Raw genomic sequence first — 17,666 nt, forward strand, 5'->3', positions numbered from 1 at the left:
ATGTGAACGCATTGTTTCTCGCCCGGCATAACAAGGCTCCGCCCGCACACGTTTTCGTGTAAAGGAACCGAAATTTCGTGATCACGGCTTAGGCGGATCGCGGTCGCGACCAACAGTCTACAAGATTGATAGAAATATATTGACCGTTATAACCGGCTTGCCTAATCGTCACGGCGGAAGGGCCGTGAACCGGGCATTCATCGAAGGTTCCGGCTGTCATGAGGTGTGAAATGGGTAAGTTCTGGAAGAAGGCCGGCATCGCCATGCTGGCTGGCCTGTCGACCATGCTGGTGGCCACGGCACAGGCCGAGACGCCGCCCGGCCTGCTGGTGATCGGCCAGTCAATCGACGATGCCGTCAGCTTCGATCCGGCCGAAGGCTTCGAGCTGACGACGGTGCAGGCCTTCAACGCCCTCTACCAGCGCCTCGTGCAGTCGAACCGCCAGGAGGGCACCCGCATCGAGCCGGCGCTCGCCACCTCGTGGGAGGCAGGCAGCGATGGCAAGAGCCTGACTTTCACCTTGGCCAAGGACGCCAAATTCGCCTCCGGCAATCCCGTCCGCCCGGAAGACGTGATTTTCTCCTTCTCCCGGGCCGTGAAGCTCAATAAGGCGCCCTCCTTCATCCTGGGCGAACTCGGCTGGAACGCCGACAATGTCGACAAGTCCATTACCAAGGTCGACGACGGCAAGCTCAAGCTGAGCTGGCAGGCCGATGTCGGCCCCGCCTTCGTGCTCGCCATCCTGACCGCGCCGATCGCCTCCGTCGTCGATGAGGCCACGGTCGCTCCGCAGGCTGCCAACGGTGATTTCGGCAATGGCTGGCTGAAGTCGCACTCGGCCGGCAGCGGCGCCTTCAAGATCAACACCTATACCGCGCATGAGGCGCTGGTGCTGGATGCCAACCCGACCTCGCCGGGTGGCGCCCCCAAGCTGCAGGGCGTGATCCTGCGCAATGTTCCCGATGCCGCCGCCCGCCGCCTCCTGGTGGAGCAGGGCGACATCGACATCGCCCGTGGGCTCGGCGCCGATCAGATCGACGCTCTCAAGAAGGAGGGCAAGCTCAACGTGCTCGCCGTACCCTCGGCGCGCTCGGACTATCTCCTGATCAACACCAAGGCCAAAGCCGCCCTCGGCAATCCGGCCTTCTGGGAGGCAGCGCGCTATCTTGTCGACTATGAGGGCATCGCCAAGAATCTCTTGCGCGGCCAGTCGCAGGTACACCAGGCCTTCCTGCCCGCCGGCTTCCCGGGTGCGCTGAACGACAATCCCTACAAGCTTGACGTCGAGAGGGCCAAGAAGATCCTGGCCGATGCCGGCATCGGCCCGACGAAGATCGCCTTCCCCGTCTTCAACGAGGAACCCTATCTGCAGATCGCCCAGTCCCTGCAGCAGACCTTCGGCCAGGCCGGCCTCACGCTCGACATCCAGCCGGGCGTCGCCAGCGACATCTATGCCAAGGGCCGCTCGGGCCAGTATGAATTCACGCTGCGCTACTGGATCCCGGACTATTTCGACCCGCATTCCAATGCCAGCGCCTTCGCGATCAACCGCGACAACAAGTACAACACCATCGCCAAACAGGCCGGCTGGGTGATCCCCGAGCTCAGCAACGAGACGGCCGCCGCGGTGAAAGAGCAGGATCCGGCCAAGCGCGCCGCCCTCTATGAGGAACTGCAGCGCAAGATCCAGAAGAGCGCCCCCTATGTGCTGATGTTCCAGGGCAGTGATCAGGTGGTGCTCAGCAAGGCCGTCAAGGGCTATGCCCAGGGCCTGAACGCCGATCAGGTCTATTACGATCAGGTCGAGAAATGACTTGAGGTCTCGTTCCAATCGCCGAGAGTGGAACGAGACGGCTTTCTCTCTCATGACGCCGCGGCGTAGCACCTGCGCCACCTCCAGGACCCGGACATGCAAACTGACGAAACGTCGGGCACCAGGCCCTTCTTCCGCCCGGTGCTCAGGGTGCTGCGCTGGCTGCTATCCGTGGTGCTCACGCTGTTCGGCCTGATCGTCGTCACCTTCGTCCTGACCCGGCTCTCCACCATCGACCCCGCGCTGCAGCAGGTCGGCGATCACGCCAGCCAATCGAGCTATGAGGCCGCGCGCCGCGAGCTCGGGCTCGACCAGCCGCTGGTGATGCAATTCCTGCGCTATCTCGGCCATGTCGTCCAGGGCGATCTCGGCATCGCCTCCTCGACCGGCCAGCCCGTCCGCTCCGACATCCTGCGTACCTTCACCGCGACGCTCGAACTCGCCACAGCCGCAGCGTTGATCGGTGCATTGCTCGGCCTGGCGCTCGGCATCCTGGCGGCGCTGCGGCCGCGCGGCCTTTTCGACAATATTGCCCGCCTGTTGTCGCTGATCGGCTATTCGACTCCGATCTTCTGGCTCGGCCTGATCTTTCTGCTGCTCTTCTATGCCCGACTGCACTGGGCGCCGGGGCCCGGCCGTCTCGACATCGTCTTTCAATATACCATGAAGCCCGTCACAGGTTTCGCCCTGATCGACGCCTGGCTTTCGGGAACGCCCGGCGCCCTGCGCAGCGCCCTCGCCCATCTCGTCCTGCCGACGGCGGTGCTGGCCCTCTATGCCATGGCCGGCATTTCGAGGCTGACGCGCGCGGCCATTCTCGAACAGCTTTCCAAGGAATATGTGCTCACCGCCCGCGCCAAGGGAGCCGGCGCCCTGCGGGTGGTGCTGGTCCATATTCTGCCCAATGTGGCCGGCACGCTGATCACCGTGATCGCCCTCGCCTATGCCAGCCTGCTCGAAGGCGCCGTGCTCACCGAGACCGTGTTCGCCTGGCCCGGCATCGGGCGCTACCTCACCGTCGCCATGTTCGCCGGCGACACCGCCGCCATCCTCGGCTCGACGCTGGCGATCGGCATGGCCTTCGTGCTGCTCAACAGCCTTACCGACCTGATCGTCACCCGCGTCGATCCGGCTGCCTTGGCGGAGCGCTCCTGATGGCCTCCCTTGCAATCTCTCTCGCGGCGCTGCGCCGTTCGTCATCCGCCCTAATCGGGGCCAGCGTGCTCGCTCTGCTCGTCTTCATGGCCCTGGCCGCCCCGCTGATCGCTCCCTACGATCCCAACCTGCAGGACAGTGCCATCCGCCTCGCCGCTCCGTCCTGGCAGCACTGGCTCGGCACGGACGGCTTCGGACGCGACCTGCTTTCGCGCCTGATCTACGGCGCCCAGCCGACCCTGCTCTTGATCGTCCTGGTCACCGTGCTGATGGCCCCGCTCGGCGTAGCGGTCGGCCTTCTCGCCGGCTTTTTCGGCGGCCTCACCGAGCGGATACTGATGCGCCTGACCGACATCGTGATGTCCTTCCCGCGCTTGGTGCTGGCTTTCGCCTTCGTCGCCATTCTAGGCCCGGGCCTGGTCAACGGCGCCCTCGCTCTGGCCCTGACGAGTTGGCCAGCCTATGCGCGGCTCGCCAGGGTGGAGACCGCAGCCCTTGCTCGCAGCGACTATCTTGCCGCCGCGTCCATGGTCGGCATCAGGGGGCCACGCCTGCTTCTCGGCCATGTGCTGCCCCTCGTGCTGCCCTCGGCCATTATCCGCCTGGCGCTCGATCTCGCTGGCATCATCCTGGCCGCCGCCGGCCTCGGCTTCCTCGGCCTCGGCGTGCGCCCACCCATGGCCGAATGGGGCTCGATGGTGGCCGATGGCACCAAGGTAATCTTCGACCAATGGTGGATCGCCGCCGCACCGGGCCTTGCCATCTTCATCACCAGCCTTGCCCTGAACCTGCTGGGGGATGGACTGCGCGACATATTGGATCCGCGCCATGACTGATGCCCTGCTGCAGGTCGAGGATCTGGTGATCGAAACCAAGAGCCGGACAGCCGGGGGCAAAGCGGACGGCGGTGCGGCACCCCGGCAGCTCGTGCACGGCATCTCCTTCGAGGTCGGGCGCGAGAAAGTGGCTGTTGTCGGCGAATCCGGCTCGGGCAAGTCGCTGACCGCGCGGGCGATCATGGGCCTGCTGCCGACGAGCCTTACGGCACGGGCCGCGGGGCTGCGGCTCGGCGAAACCGACCTCGCCGGCCTCGACACCCGGGGCTGGCAGCGCCTGCGCGGCCGGCGGATCGGCCTGGTGCTGCAGGATCCGAAATTTTCGCTCAATCCGGCCCACCGTATCGGACGCCAGGTGGAGGAAGCCCTGCTGCTGCATGGTCGCCTGCCCAGGGCCGAACGACGACGAAAGGCTCTCAGCATGCTCACCCAGGTCGGGCTCGACGATCCGGAGCGTGTCTATGGCAGCCTGCCCGCCGAGCTCTCCGGCGGTATGGGCCAGCGCGTGATGATCGCGGCCATGCTGATCGGCGAGCCGGAGCTGCTCATCGCCGACGAACCGACTTCCGCTCTCGACCATGTCGTGCGCGATCAGATTCTCGAATTGCTGGAGCGGCTGGCGCGCGAGCGCGGCATGGGCCTGCTCCTGATCAGCCACGACCTGCAGCAGGTCTCCCGCTTCGCCGACCGTGTCCTGGTGATGCGCCAGGGGTCGATCGTCGATGCCCTCCCGGCCAACGAACTCGCCCACGCAAGCCATCCCTATACGCGCGGCCTGTGGCAGGCGCGGCCGTCGGCAGCGACCTACGGCACCCGCCTGCCGACCCCCGACATGCCACAAGCGCTTCTCTCGGGGTATGTACGGCCATGATGGCGCTGTCGATCGACAATCTCGAGGTCAGCTTCCAGCGCCGGGGCCGAAGCTTCGCCGCCGTGCGCGGAGTGAGCTTTGCCGCAGAGCCCGGCGAGACCTTCGGCCTGGTCGGCCCGTCGGGCTGCGGCAAGAGTACGGTGCTACGAGTCATTGCCGGGCTGAACCTGAACTGGCAGGGCGCGATCTCGGTATTCGGGCACCCCCTGCAGCCGGGACGCGCCATCGAGGGCGCCCTGAGGCGTGACATCCAGATGGTGTTCCAGGACCCCTATGCCTCGCTGCATCCGCGCCATACGATCGCGCGCGTGCTCGGCGAGCCCCTCGAAGTGCAGGGGGAGACCGATATTCCCGGGCGTGTCGACAGCATTCTCGCCGATGTCGGCCTCGCCGCCGAGATCGCCGGGCGCTATCCGCACGAGCTGTCCGGCGGCCAGCGCCAGCGCGTGGCCATCGCCCGGGCCCTGCTGCTCAAGCCCCGCCTGCTGCTGCTCGACGAGCCGACCTCGGCGCTCGACATCTCGGTCCAGGCCGGCATTCTCAATTTGCTCAACGACCTCAAGCGGCGCCATGGCATGACGCTGGTATTGGTGAGCCATGACCCGGACGTGATCGGCCATATGTGCGACAGGGCGGCGCGCATGGCGGGCGGCAGGATCGAGGCGCTGCTCGACCGGCAGGATCTGGCACGCGGCTGAGGTCCCCTCCGTCGGTAAACGCGGACGTCCTCGCGTAGAGGCCCAATCATCCGCCACCTTTTCTGGAAAACGCTCCAAAATCTACTTCTTGTCTTCGAGGATCCTGAAATCATCGAGGCAGGTCTTGCGGTCGATGTCCGGCTTCGACAGACAAGCCGTGAGTTGTTTACCGCGCAGCTCGAAAGCGGAACGTACGCAAGCACGCCCCAGCACCGGCGGAATGCCGCCAACCGCGCCGAGCGGACAGGTTCCTTGCACGAAGGAGAGCCATAAGCGCTGGCTTTCAACCAGAAGCTTCCTGTCCGGCTCACCGCCCGCGGTCTTCTTCACATTTTCGTAGATGGCAGCGAGCTTGATGTCCGCCTGCCCGAGGTCCGAGTTGGCGCAGATGGCGATTTCCAGCGGCGTGGAGGGGTTGTCGCAATCGAAACTCGCCCGCCGGGCCGGATCGGCTGCGCCGTCCTCCGTCCCGGCAAGGCAATCGACGCTGATGCCCGCCTCGCCGCAACTGTCGAGCAAGGCAAAGCGCTCCTCGAAAGCGCGGCGGACACAGGCAAGGCTCTTGGCAGAAAACGGCGTGCCGCCATCGGCAAGATGGCATTTTCGGGCGACACGATCGAGCCAGCGACGCTGATCGGCTATGAGAGCACCGCGCGTCTCCCCGTCAGCATCCAGGCTCGCGACCGCCTCGCGATAGCTCTGCGCCAAGACGAGATCGGCCCGTCCCAATTTCCGGTCGGAACAAATCGCCTTCTCCAGCGCCGTTACCGCCTTGCCGCAGTTGAAGCTCGCGCGGCCAAGCGGCTCGCGGGCAGCGTCCGGATCGGCAGAGCGCGCCGCGACCTCGCTCTGGCACGTCGCTGCCATCGACATATAGAGCGTGCCCTGCTGGCCGGCATAACGGTAGGCACATAGCTGCATGCGCTCGCCATAATCGGTCTGAGCCGCCTTGGAGAGCCGCTGGTAAAACTCCTTTTCGCAGATGGAGACGACGATGGCGCTGAATCCGGTATCGGCGCTGGAACCCCACCGGCATTCGCTCAGCAGCGCCGTCGCCGCCTTGCAGCTCTTCTGCTCTCGCAGCAGGTTTTCGAGGCCCTCTATACCGGTCTCCCCCGGCTTGGTGCAGGCATTGTCCTGCGCCAAGGCCGGCTGCGCGACTGCGAGCAGGATCGAAAGGATCAGAAAACCGAAATAGCGCATCGCCGACACTCGCAAAGGAGAATGGCGAGAGGCTATAGAAGGTCCGGCCTGTCCGGCCATCGCCTTTGACCGGCATTCTCGGCACAAAACCGGCGGATCCATGCCGGAATGTACGGATGGTCCGCGACTGAAGCTCAGCTCAGGATAGGACTGCTCTTGAGCGTGTTGCTGACCGTGCAGATCCGCTCCGCATCGGCAATGATCGCCGCTTTCGTCGCCTCGTCGAAATCGCCCCTGATCTCGATCGCGACATGGAAGCGTTCGATGCGCGAGGGTTCGTCCGCCGCCTTCTCGCCCTTCACCTCGGCTCGCACCTCGCCGAGCCTGTCGAGCACGCCGAGATTACTGGCGGCGATACGGGCGCTCAGCACGAGGCAGGCCGACAGCGAGGCATAGAGCAGGTCGAGCGGATTGAAGCCGGCCTCCGAAGGGCGGGTGACCACGCCGATCTCGCCACCAGTGGCCGATGTCACCACCGGCTGTCCCAAACGGGACAGCACGGCCGTCGCCCCCGTCTGCCTCGGCTTCACTTTTGCAACCGACATGCCGTTCTCCCAAAAACGCTTTGCGGTCAGACGGAAGCGCCAGAAATCACAAAGACGCCTCGAAACGCGGTACCAGAGCAAGCAGGCGCTCAGTCATGAACGCGCTTGCGGCCTCGGTACCACCAAATTACCGCAATAGCTTCATTACGCTCCGCCCGCGGTACTCGACCGCGGGCGATCCGCCTCATTGCTCGAGACTCTTCATCCAACAGGCCGGAGACGTTTTCAATGACCATGACCATGCTGAACCGTCGCACCCTCCTTGCCGCCGCGACAGGCGCTGCCTTGGCCGCCAGCGCCAGGCTTGCTCCCGCCAGCGCCGCTGCCTCGGCGTCGACGGACCCGAAGGGGCCGGCCGAACTGCCGCCTCTCCCCTACCAGGCCTCGTCGCTGGCGCCGACCATCGATGCCGAAACCATGACGCTGCATCACGACAAGCACCACCAGGCCTATGTCAGCAATTTCAACGCGGCCCTGAAGCAGGAACCGTCATTGGCAGACCTGGCTTATACCGACATTCTGGCCAGCCTGGACAAGGTGCCGCAGAGTGTCCGCCAGATGGTGCGCAACAATCTCGGCGGCCATGTCAATCACTCCATGTTCTGGCAGATCATGGGCGCCAAGGGCGGCGAGCCCGAAGGCGAGGTTCTCGCTGCCATCGAGCGCGATTTCGGCGGTGTCGCCAAGCTGCAGGAAGCCTTCGGTGCCGCCGGCGCCAAGGTCTTCGGCTCGGGCTGGGCCTTCGTCACGGTGACGAACGAGGGCAAGCTCGCCCTCGACAGCAAGCCCAATCAAGACACGCCGCTGATGGACGGCAAGCGCGCGCTCTTCGGCAACGACGTCTGGGAGCACGCCTATTACCTGACCTACCGCAACCGCCGGCCGGATTATCTCAAGGCCTGGTGGCAGGTGGTCGACTGGCGCAAGATCGGCGACCGCTACGCACTCGCCAAGCAGGGCAAGCTGGTGATCTGACGGCCGTAGCAGGGCGGTACGGCAAGCGACAAAAAAGCCCTCCCCGCAGTTGCGGGAAGGGCTGAAACGCATGCGTGTCGAGCGAACTCAGTAGCGGTAGAGTTCCGGCTTGAACGGGCCGTTCTGTTCCACGCCGATATAGGCGGACTGCTTGTCCGAGAGTTTGGTCAAGGTGGCGCCGACCTTGGCGAGGTGGAGCGAGGCGACCTTCTCGTCCAGATGCTTGGGCAACGTGTAGACCTGCTTGCCGTACTGGCTGGGATTGGTCCACAGCTCGATCTGAGCCAGCGTCTGGTTGGTGAAGGATGCCGACATCACGAAGGAGGGATGGCCGGTGGCATTGCCGAGATTGACCAGGCGGCCTTCCGACAGGAGGATGATGCGGTGGCCGTCGGTGAACTGGATCTCGTCGACCTGCGGCTTCACATTGGTCCACTTCAGGTTGCGCAGGCCGGCGACCTGGATCTCCGAATCGAAGTGACCGATGTTGCAGACGATGGCACGGTCCTTCATGGCGCGCATATGGTCGAGGGTGATGACGTCGACATTGCCCGTGCAGGTGACGAAGATGTCGGCCCGCGGCGCAGCCTGCTCCATGGTGACGACTTCATAGCCTTCCATCGCGGCCTGCAGGGCGCAGATCGGATCGACTTCCGAAACCAGCACGCGGCAGCCGGCGTTGCGCAAGGAAGCAGCCGAGCCCTTGCCGACATCGCCGAAGCCGGCGACCATGGCGATCTTGCCGGCCATCATGACGTCGGTGCCGCGGCGGATGCCGTCCACCAGCGATTCACGGCAGCCATAGAGATTGTCGAACTTCGACTTGGTCACCGAGTCATTCACATTGATGGCCGGGAACAGAAGCGTGCCCTTCTTGGCCATCTCGTAAAGGCGATGCACGCCCGTGGTGGTCTCTTCGGTCACGCCGGTGATGGCGAGGGCATTCTTGGTGTACCAGCCCGGATGGGTGGTGAGCCGCTTCTTGATCGCGGCGAACAGTACTTCCGCCTCTTCATTGTCGGCGGTCTCGAGGAAGGCGACGTCCCCCTTCTCGGCGCGCAGGCCCAGATGCATCAGCATGGTGGCGTCGCCGCCATCGTCGAGGATCAAATTGGGCGTGCCGCCATCGGCCCATTCGAAGATCTTGTGGGTGTATTCCCAATATTCTTCGAGCGACTCGCCCTTGACGGCGAAGACCGGCGTACCGGCAGCGGCGATGGCTGCGGCGGCATGATCCTGGGTCGAATAGATGTTGCACGAAGCCCAGCGCACATCGGCGCCGAGGGCCTTCAGCGTCTCGATCAGCACGGCCGTCTGGATGGTCATGTGGAGCGAGCCGGCGATGCGGGCGCCCTTGAGCACCTGGCGCGGGCCATATTCGGCGCGCGTGGCCATCAGGCCCGGCATTTCGCTCTCGGCGATCTCGATTTCCTTACGGCCCCAATCGGCCAGACCCATATCCTTGACGATGTAATCGTGCGTGCTCATTCGATGCATCCCGCATTTGACATGGCGGGCGTCTAGCACAGTCGGCAGCCATCGGCAATAAGGATATAAGGATTTCTTTATGTGACGTACGCACTGCTGGCGGCCGATCATGCAAAAGGGCGAGCCGTCAGGCCCGCCCTTGCTGAGAGCTTTATCCGGCTCGCAAACCGGCCTTTACTGCCCGAGTTCGTTCTGATTGGGCAGGCGGCCGTTCGGCGTGAGCTTGTTGATGATCTCGGGCAGGTGCTGGGCGAGTTGGCCGAGCAGATCGTTGGGATTGACGCCGGCCTTCTGGGCCAGGTTGTTCAGCGTGTCCTGACCGAGGACCTGACCGAGCTGGCCCGGTTGGATGGGCTGGTTCTGCCCGCCGCCGATCCAGGATTTGATCACGTCCCCCTGGCCCGACTGCTGGAATTTCTCCAGGAGGCCGCCGAGGCCACCAAGCAACCCGCCATCGCCGGAGGTATCCGCCTGCTGTGCAGACGGCTCGGGAGCCGGCGCCGGCACGGGAGTGGAAGCTTGCGTATCGGGCTGGGCATCCTCGCTGCCCCCCTTCAGCCATTTCGCGAGCAGGAGCGCACCGGCCGCGATGATCAGCGGCTTGGTGAGACTGTTCTGTGGCACGGCATCGTTCACGGCGGTGTCGAAAAAGCCCATGTCTGCGTCTCCTCGTGAAAGAATGGGGTGCCGCGATAACCGCGGTCTCCTCCAATGTTGTGTATCCTGTCTCCAACGACAAGCATTTTACAACAGTGAATGCGGCAAAAATTTTTCCAAGATTGACTTTGCCTTACGGCAGGTTCCCTCTTGCCAAAAGAATTTGCGCCCCTACGATCATTTAATGGTAAGATTCGGATCTGTCATCCGCCACGAGGGAAAGGCGACTCCATGGGTATCTTGTCTTGGATTATTCTGGGCCTGATTGCGGGCTTTGTCGGCAGCAAAGTCGTCAACAAATCGGGTTCCGGTTTGCTGATGGATATCGTGATCGGCATCATCGGCGCCCTCGTCGGCGGCTTCATTGCCAAGGCCATGGGTATCGGTACCGTCGATGGCATCAACATCGGCAGTATTCTCATTGCCATTGCCGGCGCGATCATCGTGCTGGTGGGTTACAACGCCCTGGCCCGGCGCTGACCCTGCCGAGATCAAATCGTGCTGAAAGGCCGGTCGCATGACCGGCCTTTTTCTTGTCGGCCCCTAGCTCCTTGTTTCGATGCGTCTTTGCAATTTTCGCCGATGCCGGCAAATCGCTAAACGCCTTGGCGATGCAGCACGAAGGCGGGATCGTAGGGCACGCTGAATTCGCCGACGTCGGACAGCACGGCCAGCCGGTCTGCGCGCGTCTCCACCTCCGTCACCCGGTCCCAGCCCGGCGGCACCGGCATGATGCCGATGGCCTGCCGCAGGTCGACCTCTCCCGACGGCGTCAGGCTGATCGAGGTCGGGATGCCCTGCTCGCTATAGTCATTCGGTTCGACCGACGCCCTGTGGCCCGCCAGCAGATAGGTCCGCACTTCCTCCAGGCCGAGCACGCCGCGATGGCGGCTGTTCCAGGGGCTGTAATAGCGCCCCCCATTGCTCATCCACAAAAGGGTGGAGGGAAAATCTTCCGGCCGCTTCAGGCTCAGTACCAGATCCGCCTCGTGGTGCCGCAGTGCGGCGCCCCAGGCGAGCTCCCGGCCAGGCGCCTCGGGCATCATCACGCAATCCTCGTGATTGCGATCGAAGGGGTAGCAGCTGAGATTGGCCGTGCCGCCATCGGCAAGCGGCGCCTTCTTGAGATCGCTGAAGTGCGCGGGATAAGCCAGCGCCGAGCGCCCCTTGAGCGGATCGGCCTCTTGCGGATCGGCTGGCGTCTCGACGAAACGCTTGGGCGAAAAGCTCAGATGTCCGCCCTGCGGCAGCGACACCATCATGTGCAGGCCGACCGAGACGGCACCATCCCCGCCCTGGAACAGATGGCGCTGGTACAGGAAGGGATGGCCGTCGCGAACGGTGAGTTCCTTGACGACGCGTGCGCCCATCACCCGTTTTTCCAGCTCGAAACGAGCCTGGCGCCCACCATCGATCGCGCGGATTTCGACAGGCTTCCAGGCCGAATTGGCCGGCCAGCCATGGGCCGGCGAACCATCGACATCGCTGAGGCCGAACGGCGCGCAGAGAAAGTCGCCCGACAGACGCCGGAGATGGGCCGGCGTATCGGCGGCATGCGCCTCCTCCAACCAGGGTGCACGATGCAGGGGCGCGACCTGACGTCCGTCCCGTTCCACCATGAGTTCCCGGATATGCCCGACCGCAAGATCCAGAGTCACGCGGATGCCGCGCGCCTCGACCGTGACAAACTCCTCATCGGCGGCCATGAACTGCATCTCCCCTGAATCGGCTGTTTTTATTCGTGTTAAAACAACAAGATAGACTTCCCTCGCCGCCAGTATGATCCAAAAGTGGCCAGACGCAACAGGCGGCAAGCTGCCGCAAAGTGCCGCTCCTCGCCCGCTTGTCTTCTGTCCCGCCGGAGGATTTCGAACACCGGCGAAGAAGGCGCTTGCAACAATATAAATGCACTAATATATTAATCGACGTCACGCAGGAACCGATCATCGGAGCTATCCGCCATGCTGGACACGCTGCGACATGCGAATGTGAGGCCGCGCTCCACCGCTACCAATGTCTATGAGATGTTGCGCAGCGACATCGTGCTTGGCGTGCTCAGGCCCCAGCAGCCGATCCGCGAGGCGGAGATCGCCGCCAGCCTTTCCGTGTCCCGCACGCCGGTGCGCGAAGCCCTGCTGCGTCTTGCCAATCTCGGCCTGGTTGAGATCTTTCCGCAGAGCGGTACGGTCGTTGCGCCGATCCGGGTGGAAAAGGTCAAGGCTGCCCAGCTCATTCGCGAGGTCGTCGAGGTGGAAGTCAGCCGCAGGGCCTGTCAGGCGGCGAACCAGGCCGACCTCGACGCTCTGGCCGGCATCGTGGACGAGCAGGAATTCGCCGCCGGCCGCAAGGATTTGCGCCGTTTCTACGAATTGGATGAAGCCTTCCATCGCCGCATCTTCGCAACGGTCGATTGCCTCGCCGCCGCTGACGAGCTGGAGGACATGAAGGCCCATCTCAACCGCCTGCGCTTCGTCACCGTGAACTGGCCGAACCGGTCAGACGCCATCATCGCAGAACATCGCGACATCCTTGCCGGCCTCGCCGCCGGCGACCAGGACGCCGCAGCCATCGCGATGCGCAACCATCTGCGCACGATCCTGCAGGCGCTCGACAGTTTCGTCGCGCGCACGCCTTGAACCAGAGCCGCCGGAAAGGCGGCCACCCTAACGACAAAACCAAAGCTTCGGCAACGACCGCAAGCAGGAGGGAACCCATGATCGTCACGAAGCTCCGCCAATTTCTGGCATCTTGCAGATTCCCCTTGATCGGGCCCAGGGCTCGATCAGGGGGAATCTGCCTGGCGGCCGTCGCCGGCCTGCTCGCCGCGGGATTGGTGGCCTCGGCGACCCACGCCGCCGACAAGCCGCAGCTGACGGTCTCGCATGACAAGGCTGGCTGGCAGGCCAATTTCGAGGCCTATGGCAAGGACGACCCTACTGCGAGCTGGCAGGTCACGCCTTTCGGCGACACCACCAATTACCAGGCCGCCGTCCGAGCCGCCCTGCCGACCACCTCGGCGCCGGGCATGTTCACCTGGTGGTCCGGCTACCGCATGAAGGACCTGGTGGAGGCAGGCCTGCTGGAGGACCTGACGGCGATCTGGAAGCCTCTGCTGGCCGAAGGCAAGGTCAAGCAGGAAGTGGCCGATGCCTTCAGCTTCGATGGCAAGATCTATGCCGTGCCCAATAATGTCGCCTATTGGGCGATGTTCTATAACAAGAACGTCTACAAGGAACTCGGCCTCGAGGTTCCCAAGACCTGGGAAGAACTGGAGGGCAACCTCGCCAAGATCAAGGCTGCCAACAAGATCCCGATCGGCCAGACCATCGAGGGACGCTGGCCGGCCTTCATCTGGTTTTCCGAGTTCCTGGTGCGATCCGATCCGGATTTCTATGTGAAGCTGATGGCCGGCAAGGCCAAATATACCGATCCGCAGGTCGCCGCCGCCTTCGCCACCTGGAAGGACTGGATGACCAAGGGCTGGATGGATGACGGCACCTCGCCCTTCGGCTTCACCACCGGCGACAGCATGAACAATTCCTTCGCCCAGGGAAAAGTCGTTCACATGCTGGTCGGCACCTGGTTTGCCGACACCGTCACCAAGGCCGGCACGATCGAGGGACGCGATTGGGGCCTGTTCGTGCTGCCCAACAAGAAGGCCAGCCTGCCGCCCAGCGTGATCTTCGAGGCGGGGCCGCTGCTGGTGTCGAAGAACTCCGACACGCATGAGACCGCCGTGAAGGCTGCCGCGTATTGGATGAGCAAGGCAGGCGAGCAGCGCTGGGCTGACCTCACCGGTTTCCTCGTCGCCAATGCCGATGCCAAGCTGCCGGATGACAAGGAGGTGGCGAAGCTGAACGATGCGGTCGTCAAGGGCAACTACAAGCTGCTCGGCCGCTATTGGGAAACCACGCCCTCGCCGATCGCCGAAGCGGCCGTCGACGAGATCTCCAAATTCGTGCTCGACCCGAATTCCGCGCCGGAGGTGATGCAGAACCTGCAGAAGATCGCCGACGATTACTGGGCAGCCCATCCCAAGCCGTGAGAGACGGCACTTCTCCACGACGCTCGCAGAATGAGGCTCAGTTCGCCTTCCCCACGAAGCTGGGGGAGGTGGCCCGACGAAGTCGGGTCGGAGGGGGGCGGCGGGCCTTGGCACGCCTGCTCGACCGTCGTGTCAGCTCGGTATGTTCCACGCGCTGCCCGCCACACCCCTTCCGTCGTTGTTTTGCAACGACACCTTCCCCAGCTTCGTGGGGAAGGAGAATGGCGCCTTATCCTGAACCCCAGCACTCGGCTCTCCCATGTCCCCCCTGTCCGACCACAAGCAGCGCGAAGCCTATCTCTATGTCGCCCCGGCGGCGCTGATGGTGGGCGTCTTCCTGATCCTGCCGATGCTCTACACCACCCTGCTCGCCTTCACCGACTGGAACGGCATGACCGCGCCGCGTTTCATCGGCCTGCAGAACTTCTTCAAGCTGGTGACGGATGCCAATTTCACCCGCCCCTTCGTCAACACGCTGAAATGGATGGTGCTGGGCGTGGTTTTGCCGGTCGGGCTCGGCTTCTTCTTCGCCTATGCCATTTCAGGGCTGAAGGGGGCGAAGCTGATGCAGATCTGCATCTACATTCCCGCCACCATCTCGGCCTCCGCCGCCGGCATCGTCTTCGGCTTCGTGCTGCGCGACCAGGGCGCCCTCAACATCCTCCTGGACACCATCGGCCTGGGGGCACTCAAGGTGAACTGGCTCTATGTCCAGCCTTACAACACCTATGCGATGATCGGTGCCTATACCTGGCAGGCGACCGGGCTGAATGTGATGATCTTTCTGGTCGGCCTGCAGGGGTTGCCCAAGGAACCGGTGGAAGCAGCCACCCTCGACGGTGCCGCCGGCTTCGTGCTCGCCACCAAGATCATCATCCCCATGCTGATGCCCTATGTGGTGATCGCCTCCCTCCTGGCGGTGATCAACTCGTTCAAGGTGTTCGACACCATCTGGGTGATGACCGGCGGCGGCCCGGCCCGCATGTCCGAAACCCTGGCGGTGACCATGTACAAGGAGGGTTTCGCCAACTTCAAGATGGGCTACGCCTCGGCCGTCGCCGTGGTGATCTCCGCCCTCTCGCTGGTGTTCTCCTATCTCTATCTGCGCAACATGCTCGCGCGCGAAAGCCAGGTTTAGTCATGGAGCGTATAGCCATGGAACGTGCAAGCGTGGCGCAATCCGGCGATCGCAGGAAAACCATCCTTTCGGGCGCCATGCTGGCGGTGACGCTGGTCTGGCTCTCGCCAATGGCCTTCCTCTTGATGAACACGCTCAAGACGGCCGCCGACTACACACGCGGTCCGTTGAAGCTGCCAACCAGCTTCAACCTCCTCAACAACATCGCCAATGCCTGGGCGCAGGGGATCCAGAGCGGCTTTATCAACTCGCTGCTCTATGGCGCGGCGAGTTCCCTCACGGCCGTATTGCTCGCCGCCTTCGCCGCCTATGGCATCGTCAGGCTGAAGCTGCCGCGGGGCCTGGGCTGGTTCCTGTTCATCTATTCGGGCACGATCTTCCCGCTGCAGATGTATCTGATCCCGCTGTTCAAGAGCTACATCGCCCTCGGCATCTACGACACCAAGATCGGGCTTTTCGCCTTCTACACCGCGATCTGCATCCCCTTCGCCACCTTCGTGATGCGTGGCTTCTTTCTCACCGTGCCCTGGGACATCCAGGAAGCAGCCGAAATGGACGGCGCCTCGAGCTGGGAAGTGTTCTGGAAGATCATGATGCCGCTCGCCAAGGCGCCCTTCCTGATGCTGACGCTGGTGCAGTTCACCTGGGTGTGGAACGACCTGCTCTTCGGCATGATCCTGGTGCGTTCACCCGATGCCCGCCCCGTTCAGGTCGCCCTGCTCGGCATGCAGAGCCTCTACGGCCAGGCCGACGCACCCACCATCATCACCGCCACCCTGATCGTCTCGCTGCCGACCTTCCTCTTGTTCCTCATGCTGCAGAAGCACTTCGTGCGCGGCCTCGCTCTATAGCGTTTTGCGATGCTGACCGAATCACCAAGAATCGCAAAGACGCGTTCGAACAAAGAGCCAGAGCAAAAGTGCGTTTTCGCTAAAACGCGCTTTGCTTCTGGGAACCGCGAGCTGATGCGTCATTTCTCCCTTTTCTCTTCCTGCAACCGGATAGTGCGATGAAGATCGTCGACCTCAAGGCCACCACCGTCGCCGTGCCGCTCGAAGCGCCGCTGCGCCATGCCGCGGGCGCGCATTGGGGGCGCTTCATCCGCACCATCGTGGAAGTGATCACCGACGAAGGCATTATCGGGCTCGGCGAGATGGGCGGCGGCGGCGAGTCGGCCGAGGCAGCGGTGCGCGCCCTCCTGCCCTATCTCGAGGGCCATGATCCGCTGCAGCTCGAGCAGCTGCGCTGGAAGATCATGAATCCCACCGCCTCGCTCTACAACAACCGCATGCAACTCCACGCCGCCATCGAAATGGCCTGCATGGATGCCGCTGGCAAGAAACTCGGCATCCGGGCCTGCGACCTCATAGGCGGCGCCATACGCGAGACGATTCCTTTTGCCAGCTATCTTTTCTATCGCTATCCGCATGAAGAAACCGGCCAAGGCGGCGAGACCAGCCCGGACGAGATCGTCGCCCATGCCCGCGAACTCAAGGCCCGGCATGGCTTCACCAGCCACAAGTTGAAGGGCGGTCTTTTCCCGCCGGAGCACGACATCGAAACCTTCCGCGCCCTAGGCGCTGCCTTCCCGAACGATCGGCTGCGCCTCGATCCCAATGCTGCCTGGTCGGTGGAGGAAGCGGTCCGGGTCGGGCGAGCGATCGAGCATCTCAACAACGACTATTTCGAGGATCCGACCTGGGGCCTCGAAGGCATGCGCCGGTTGCGAGGCCTCGTCCGCATCCCCACCGCCACCAACACGGTGGTGGTGAATTTCGAGCAGCTCGCCGCCAATCTGCGCCTGGAAGCGGTGGATGTCGTGCTGCTCGACACCACCTTCTGGGGCGGCCTGCGCCAGGCGCACAAGGCCGGCACGGTGCTGGAGACCTTCCAGTACGGCGCCGCCGTGCATTCCTCGGGCGAACTCGGCATCCAGCTTGCCTCGATGCTGCATCTGGGCGCGGCGCTACCGAACCTCTCCTTCGCCGCCGATGCGCATTACCATCATCTCACCGACGACATCATCGTCGGCGGGCCGCTGCGCTATGTCGATGGGGCCATCGCCCTGCCGCAGGGACCGGGCCTCGGCGTCGAGCTCGATCGCGACAAGCTCGCCCGCTATGCCGAGTACTACCGTGAGGTCGGCGGCTATACCTATGACCGCGACCCCGGCCGCCCGGGCTGGTATTCGATCCTGCCCGAGCAGCGCTTCGCCACTCCCCAAAAATAAAGGGAATCCGG

The 17,666-nt window shown here is 63.6% G+C and carries 17 protein-coding genes; 12 read left to right on the forward strand and 5 right to left on the reverse strand.

Annotated features, from left to right (window positions below):
- Positions 1-230: 230 nt before the first annotated feature.
- The 5 genes from ACR9ZN_RS21495 (at position 231) to ACR9ZN_RS21515 (ending at position 5,374) form a co-directional block, all read left to right on the forward strand.
- Entirely contained in the window at positions 231-1,814 is a 1,584-nt protein-coding gene (locus tag ACR9ZN_RS21495) for an ABC transporter substrate-binding protein (RefSeq protein WP_481273136.1), read from the forward strand.
- Positions 1,815-1,910: 96 nt separating this feature from the next.
- Positions 1,911-2,969, forward strand: coding sequence for an ABC transporter permease (locus ACR9ZN_RS21500; protein WP_454816460.1), 1,059 nt, complete (start codon positions 1,911-1,913; stop codon positions 2,967-2,969).
- A complete protein-coding gene (locus ACR9ZN_RS21505) occupies positions 2,969-3,805 on the forward strand; it encodes an ABC transporter permease (protein WP_454816462.1) in 837 nt (278 codons plus the stop codon). Before ACR9ZN_RS21500 ends, ACR9ZN_RS21505 begins: the two co-directional genes overlap by 1 nt.
- Positions 3,798-4,676 carry an ATP-binding cassette domain-containing protein gene (locus ACR9ZN_RS21510; protein ID WP_481273137.1) on the forward strand — a complete coding sequence of 293 codons (879 nt, stop codon included), beginning with the start codon at positions 3,798-3,800 and terminating at the stop codon, positions 4,674-4,676. The genes ACR9ZN_RS21505 and ACR9ZN_RS21510 overlap by 8 nt, the downstream gene beginning before the upstream one ends.
- Positions 4,673-5,374: an ABC transporter ATP-binding protein gene (locus tag ACR9ZN_RS21515; protein ID WP_481273138.1), complete on the forward strand. Its 702-nt coding sequence runs from the start codon at positions 4,673-4,675 to the stop codon at positions 5,372-5,374. Before ACR9ZN_RS21510 ends, ACR9ZN_RS21515 begins: the two co-directional genes overlap by 4 nt.
- An 81-nt stretch (positions 5,375-5,455) precedes the next feature.
- On the opposite strand, the gene ACR9ZN_RS21520 is transcribed toward ACR9ZN_RS21515, so the two are convergent.
- Positions 5,456-6,577: a lysozyme inhibitor LprI family protein gene (locus ACR9ZN_RS21520; RefSeq protein ID WP_481273139.1), complete on the reverse strand. Its 1,122-nt coding sequence runs from the start codon at positions 6,575-6,577 to the stop codon at positions 5,456-5,458.
- Between the two features lie 134 nt (positions 6,578-6,711).
- Entirely contained in the window at positions 6,712-7,122 is a 411-nt protein-coding gene (locus ACR9ZN_RS21525) for an OsmC family protein (protein WP_454816470.1), read from the reverse strand.
- A gap of 234 nt (positions 7,123-7,356) precedes the next feature.
- Here ACR9ZN_RS21525 and ACR9ZN_RS21530 point away from each other — a divergent pair, with 234 nt between their 5' ends.
- Positions 7,357-8,097: a superoxide dismutase gene (locus tag ACR9ZN_RS21530; protein ID WP_481274379.1), complete on the forward strand. Its 741-nt coding sequence runs from the start codon at positions 7,357-7,359 to the stop codon at positions 8,095-8,097.
- An 87-nt stretch (positions 8,098-8,184) separates the two neighbouring features.
- Here the strand turns inward: ACR9ZN_RS21530 and ahcY are convergent, their stop codons facing one another.
- Positions 8,185-9,585: an adenosylhomocysteinase gene (gene ahcY, locus ACR9ZN_RS21535; protein WP_481273140.1), complete on the reverse strand. Its 1,401-nt coding sequence runs from the start codon at positions 9,583-9,585 to the stop codon at positions 8,185-8,187.
- A gap of 174 nt (positions 9,586-9,759) precedes the next feature.
- A complete protein-coding gene (locus ACR9ZN_RS21540) occupies positions 9,760-10,242 on the reverse strand; it encodes a YidB family protein (RefSeq protein ID WP_434958478.1) in 483 nt (160 codons plus the stop codon).
- A 231-nt stretch (positions 10,243-10,473) separates the two neighbouring features.
- Here ACR9ZN_RS21540 and ACR9ZN_RS21545 point away from each other — a divergent pair, with 231 nt between their 5' ends.
- The gene (locus ACR9ZN_RS21545; protein WP_434958479.1) at positions 10,474-10,722 is read left to right on the forward strand and encodes a GlsB/YeaQ/YmgE family stress response membrane protein; all 249 of its coding nucleotides are present in this window, start codon (positions 10,474-10,476) and stop codon (positions 10,720-10,722) included.
- Positions 10,723-10,838: 116 nt separating this feature from the next.
- Here ACR9ZN_RS21545 and ACR9ZN_RS21550 read toward each other — a convergent pair whose 3' ends face one another.
- Complete coding sequence (locus tag ACR9ZN_RS21550; RefSeq protein WP_481273141.1) at positions 10,839-11,948, reverse strand: hypothetical protein; 1,110 nt, start codon at positions 11,946-11,948, stop codon at positions 10,839-10,841.
- A 255-nt stretch (positions 11,949-12,203) separates the two neighbouring features.
- Here ACR9ZN_RS21550 and ACR9ZN_RS21555 point away from each other — a divergent pair, with 255 nt between their 5' ends.
- The 5 genes from ACR9ZN_RS21555 (at position 12,204) to ACR9ZN_RS21575 (ending at position 17,655) form a co-directional block, all read left to right on the forward strand.
- Positions 12,204-12,878: a GntR family transcriptional regulator gene (locus ACR9ZN_RS21555; protein ID WP_434958481.1), complete on the forward strand. Its 675-nt coding sequence runs from the start codon at positions 12,204-12,206 to the stop codon at positions 12,876-12,878.
- Between the two features lie 125 nt (positions 12,879-13,003).
- Complete coding sequence (locus ACR9ZN_RS21560) at positions 13,004-14,287, forward strand: ABC transporter substrate-binding protein (RefSeq protein WP_481273142.1); 1,284 nt, start codon at positions 13,004-13,006, stop codon at positions 14,285-14,287.
- Positions 14,288-14,546: 259 nt separating this feature from the next.
- Positions 14,547-15,425: a carbohydrate ABC transporter permease gene (locus ACR9ZN_RS21565; RefSeq protein WP_454816477.1), complete on the forward strand. Its 879-nt coding sequence runs from the start codon at positions 14,547-14,549 to the stop codon at positions 15,423-15,425.
- 17 nt (positions 15,426-15,442) lie between these two features.
- Positions 15,443-16,276 (forward strand): carbohydrate ABC transporter permease, encoded by an 834-nt coding sequence (locus tag ACR9ZN_RS21570; RefSeq protein WP_481273143.1) that lies wholly within the window; start codon positions 15,443-15,445, stop codon positions 16,274-16,276.
- Between the two features lie 158 nt (positions 16,277-16,434).
- Entirely contained in the window at positions 16,435-17,655 is a 1,221-nt protein-coding gene (locus ACR9ZN_RS21575) for an enolase C-terminal domain-like protein (protein ID WP_434958485.1), read from the forward strand.
- Positions 17,656-17,666 lie beyond the last annotated feature (11 nt).

The sequence above is a fragment of the Labrys sp. HAY1-8F genome (assembly GCF_056754975.1).

What these genes read in the sequence shown, in the direction of transcription:
- ACR9ZN_RS21565 (WP_454816477.1), top strand. Translation starts at nt 14,547, where the DNA reads ATGTCCCCCCTGTCCGACCACAAGCAGCGCGAAGCCTATCTCTATGTC.
- ACR9ZN_RS21530 (WP_481274379.1), top strand. Translation starts at nt 7,357, where the DNA reads ATGACCATGCTGAACCGTCGCACCCTCCTTGCCGCCGCGACAGGCGCT.
- ACR9ZN_RS21550 (WP_481273141.1), bottom strand. Translation starts at nt 11,948, where the DNA reads ATGGCCGCCGATGAGGAGTTTGTCACGGTCGAGGCGCGCGGCATCCGC.
- ACR9ZN_RS21540 (WP_434958478.1), bottom strand. Translation starts at nt 10,242, where the DNA reads ATGGGCTTTTTCGACACCGCCGTGAACGATGCCGTGCCACAGAACAGT.
- ACR9ZN_RS21555 (WP_434958481.1), top strand. Translation starts at nt 12,204, where the DNA reads ATGCTGGACACGCTGCGACATGCGAATGTGAGGCCGCGCTCCACCGCT.
- ACR9ZN_RS21510 (WP_481273137.1), top strand. Translation starts at nt 3,798, where the DNA reads ATGACTGATGCCCTGCTGCAGGTCGAGGATCTGGTGATCGAAACCAAG.
- ACR9ZN_RS21495 (WP_481273136.1), top strand. Translation starts at nt 231, where the DNA reads ATGGGTAAGTTCTGGAAGAAGGCCGGCATCGCCATGCTGGCTGGCCTG.
- ACR9ZN_RS21500 (WP_454816460.1), top strand. Translation starts at nt 1,911, where the DNA reads ATGCAAACTGACGAAACGTCGGGCACCAGGCCCTTCTTCCGCCCGGTG.
- ahcY (WP_481273140.1), bottom strand. Translation starts at nt 9,585, where the DNA reads ATGAGCACGCACGATTACATCGTCAAGGATATGGGTCTGGCCGATTGG.
- ACR9ZN_RS21575 (WP_434958485.1), top strand. Translation starts at nt 16,435, where the DNA reads ATGAAGATCGTCGACCTCAAGGCCACCACCGTCGCCGTGCCGCTCGAA.
- ACR9ZN_RS21520 (WP_481273139.1), bottom strand. Translation starts at nt 6,577, where the DNA reads ATGCGCTATTTCGGTTTTCTGATCCTTTCGATCCTGCTCGCAGTCGCG.
- ACR9ZN_RS21515 (WP_481273138.1), top strand. Translation starts at nt 4,673, where the DNA reads ATGATGGCGCTGTCGATCGACAATCTCGAGGTCAGCTTCCAGCGCCGG.
- ACR9ZN_RS21545 (WP_434958479.1), top strand. Translation starts at nt 10,474, where the DNA reads ATGGGTATCTTGTCTTGGATTATTCTGGGCCTGATTGCGGGCTTTGTC.
- ACR9ZN_RS21570 (WP_481273143.1), top strand. Translation starts at nt 15,443, where the DNA reads ATGGAACGTGCAAGCGTGGCGCAATCCGGCGATCGCAGGAAAACCATC.
- ACR9ZN_RS21505 (WP_454816462.1), top strand. Translation starts at nt 2,969, where the DNA reads ATGGCCTCCCTTGCAATCTCTCTCGCGGCGCTGCGCCGTTCGTCATCC.
- ACR9ZN_RS21525 (WP_454816470.1), bottom strand. Translation starts at nt 7,122, where the DNA reads ATGTCGGTTGCAAAAGTGAAGCCGAGGCAGACGGGGGCGACGGCCGTG.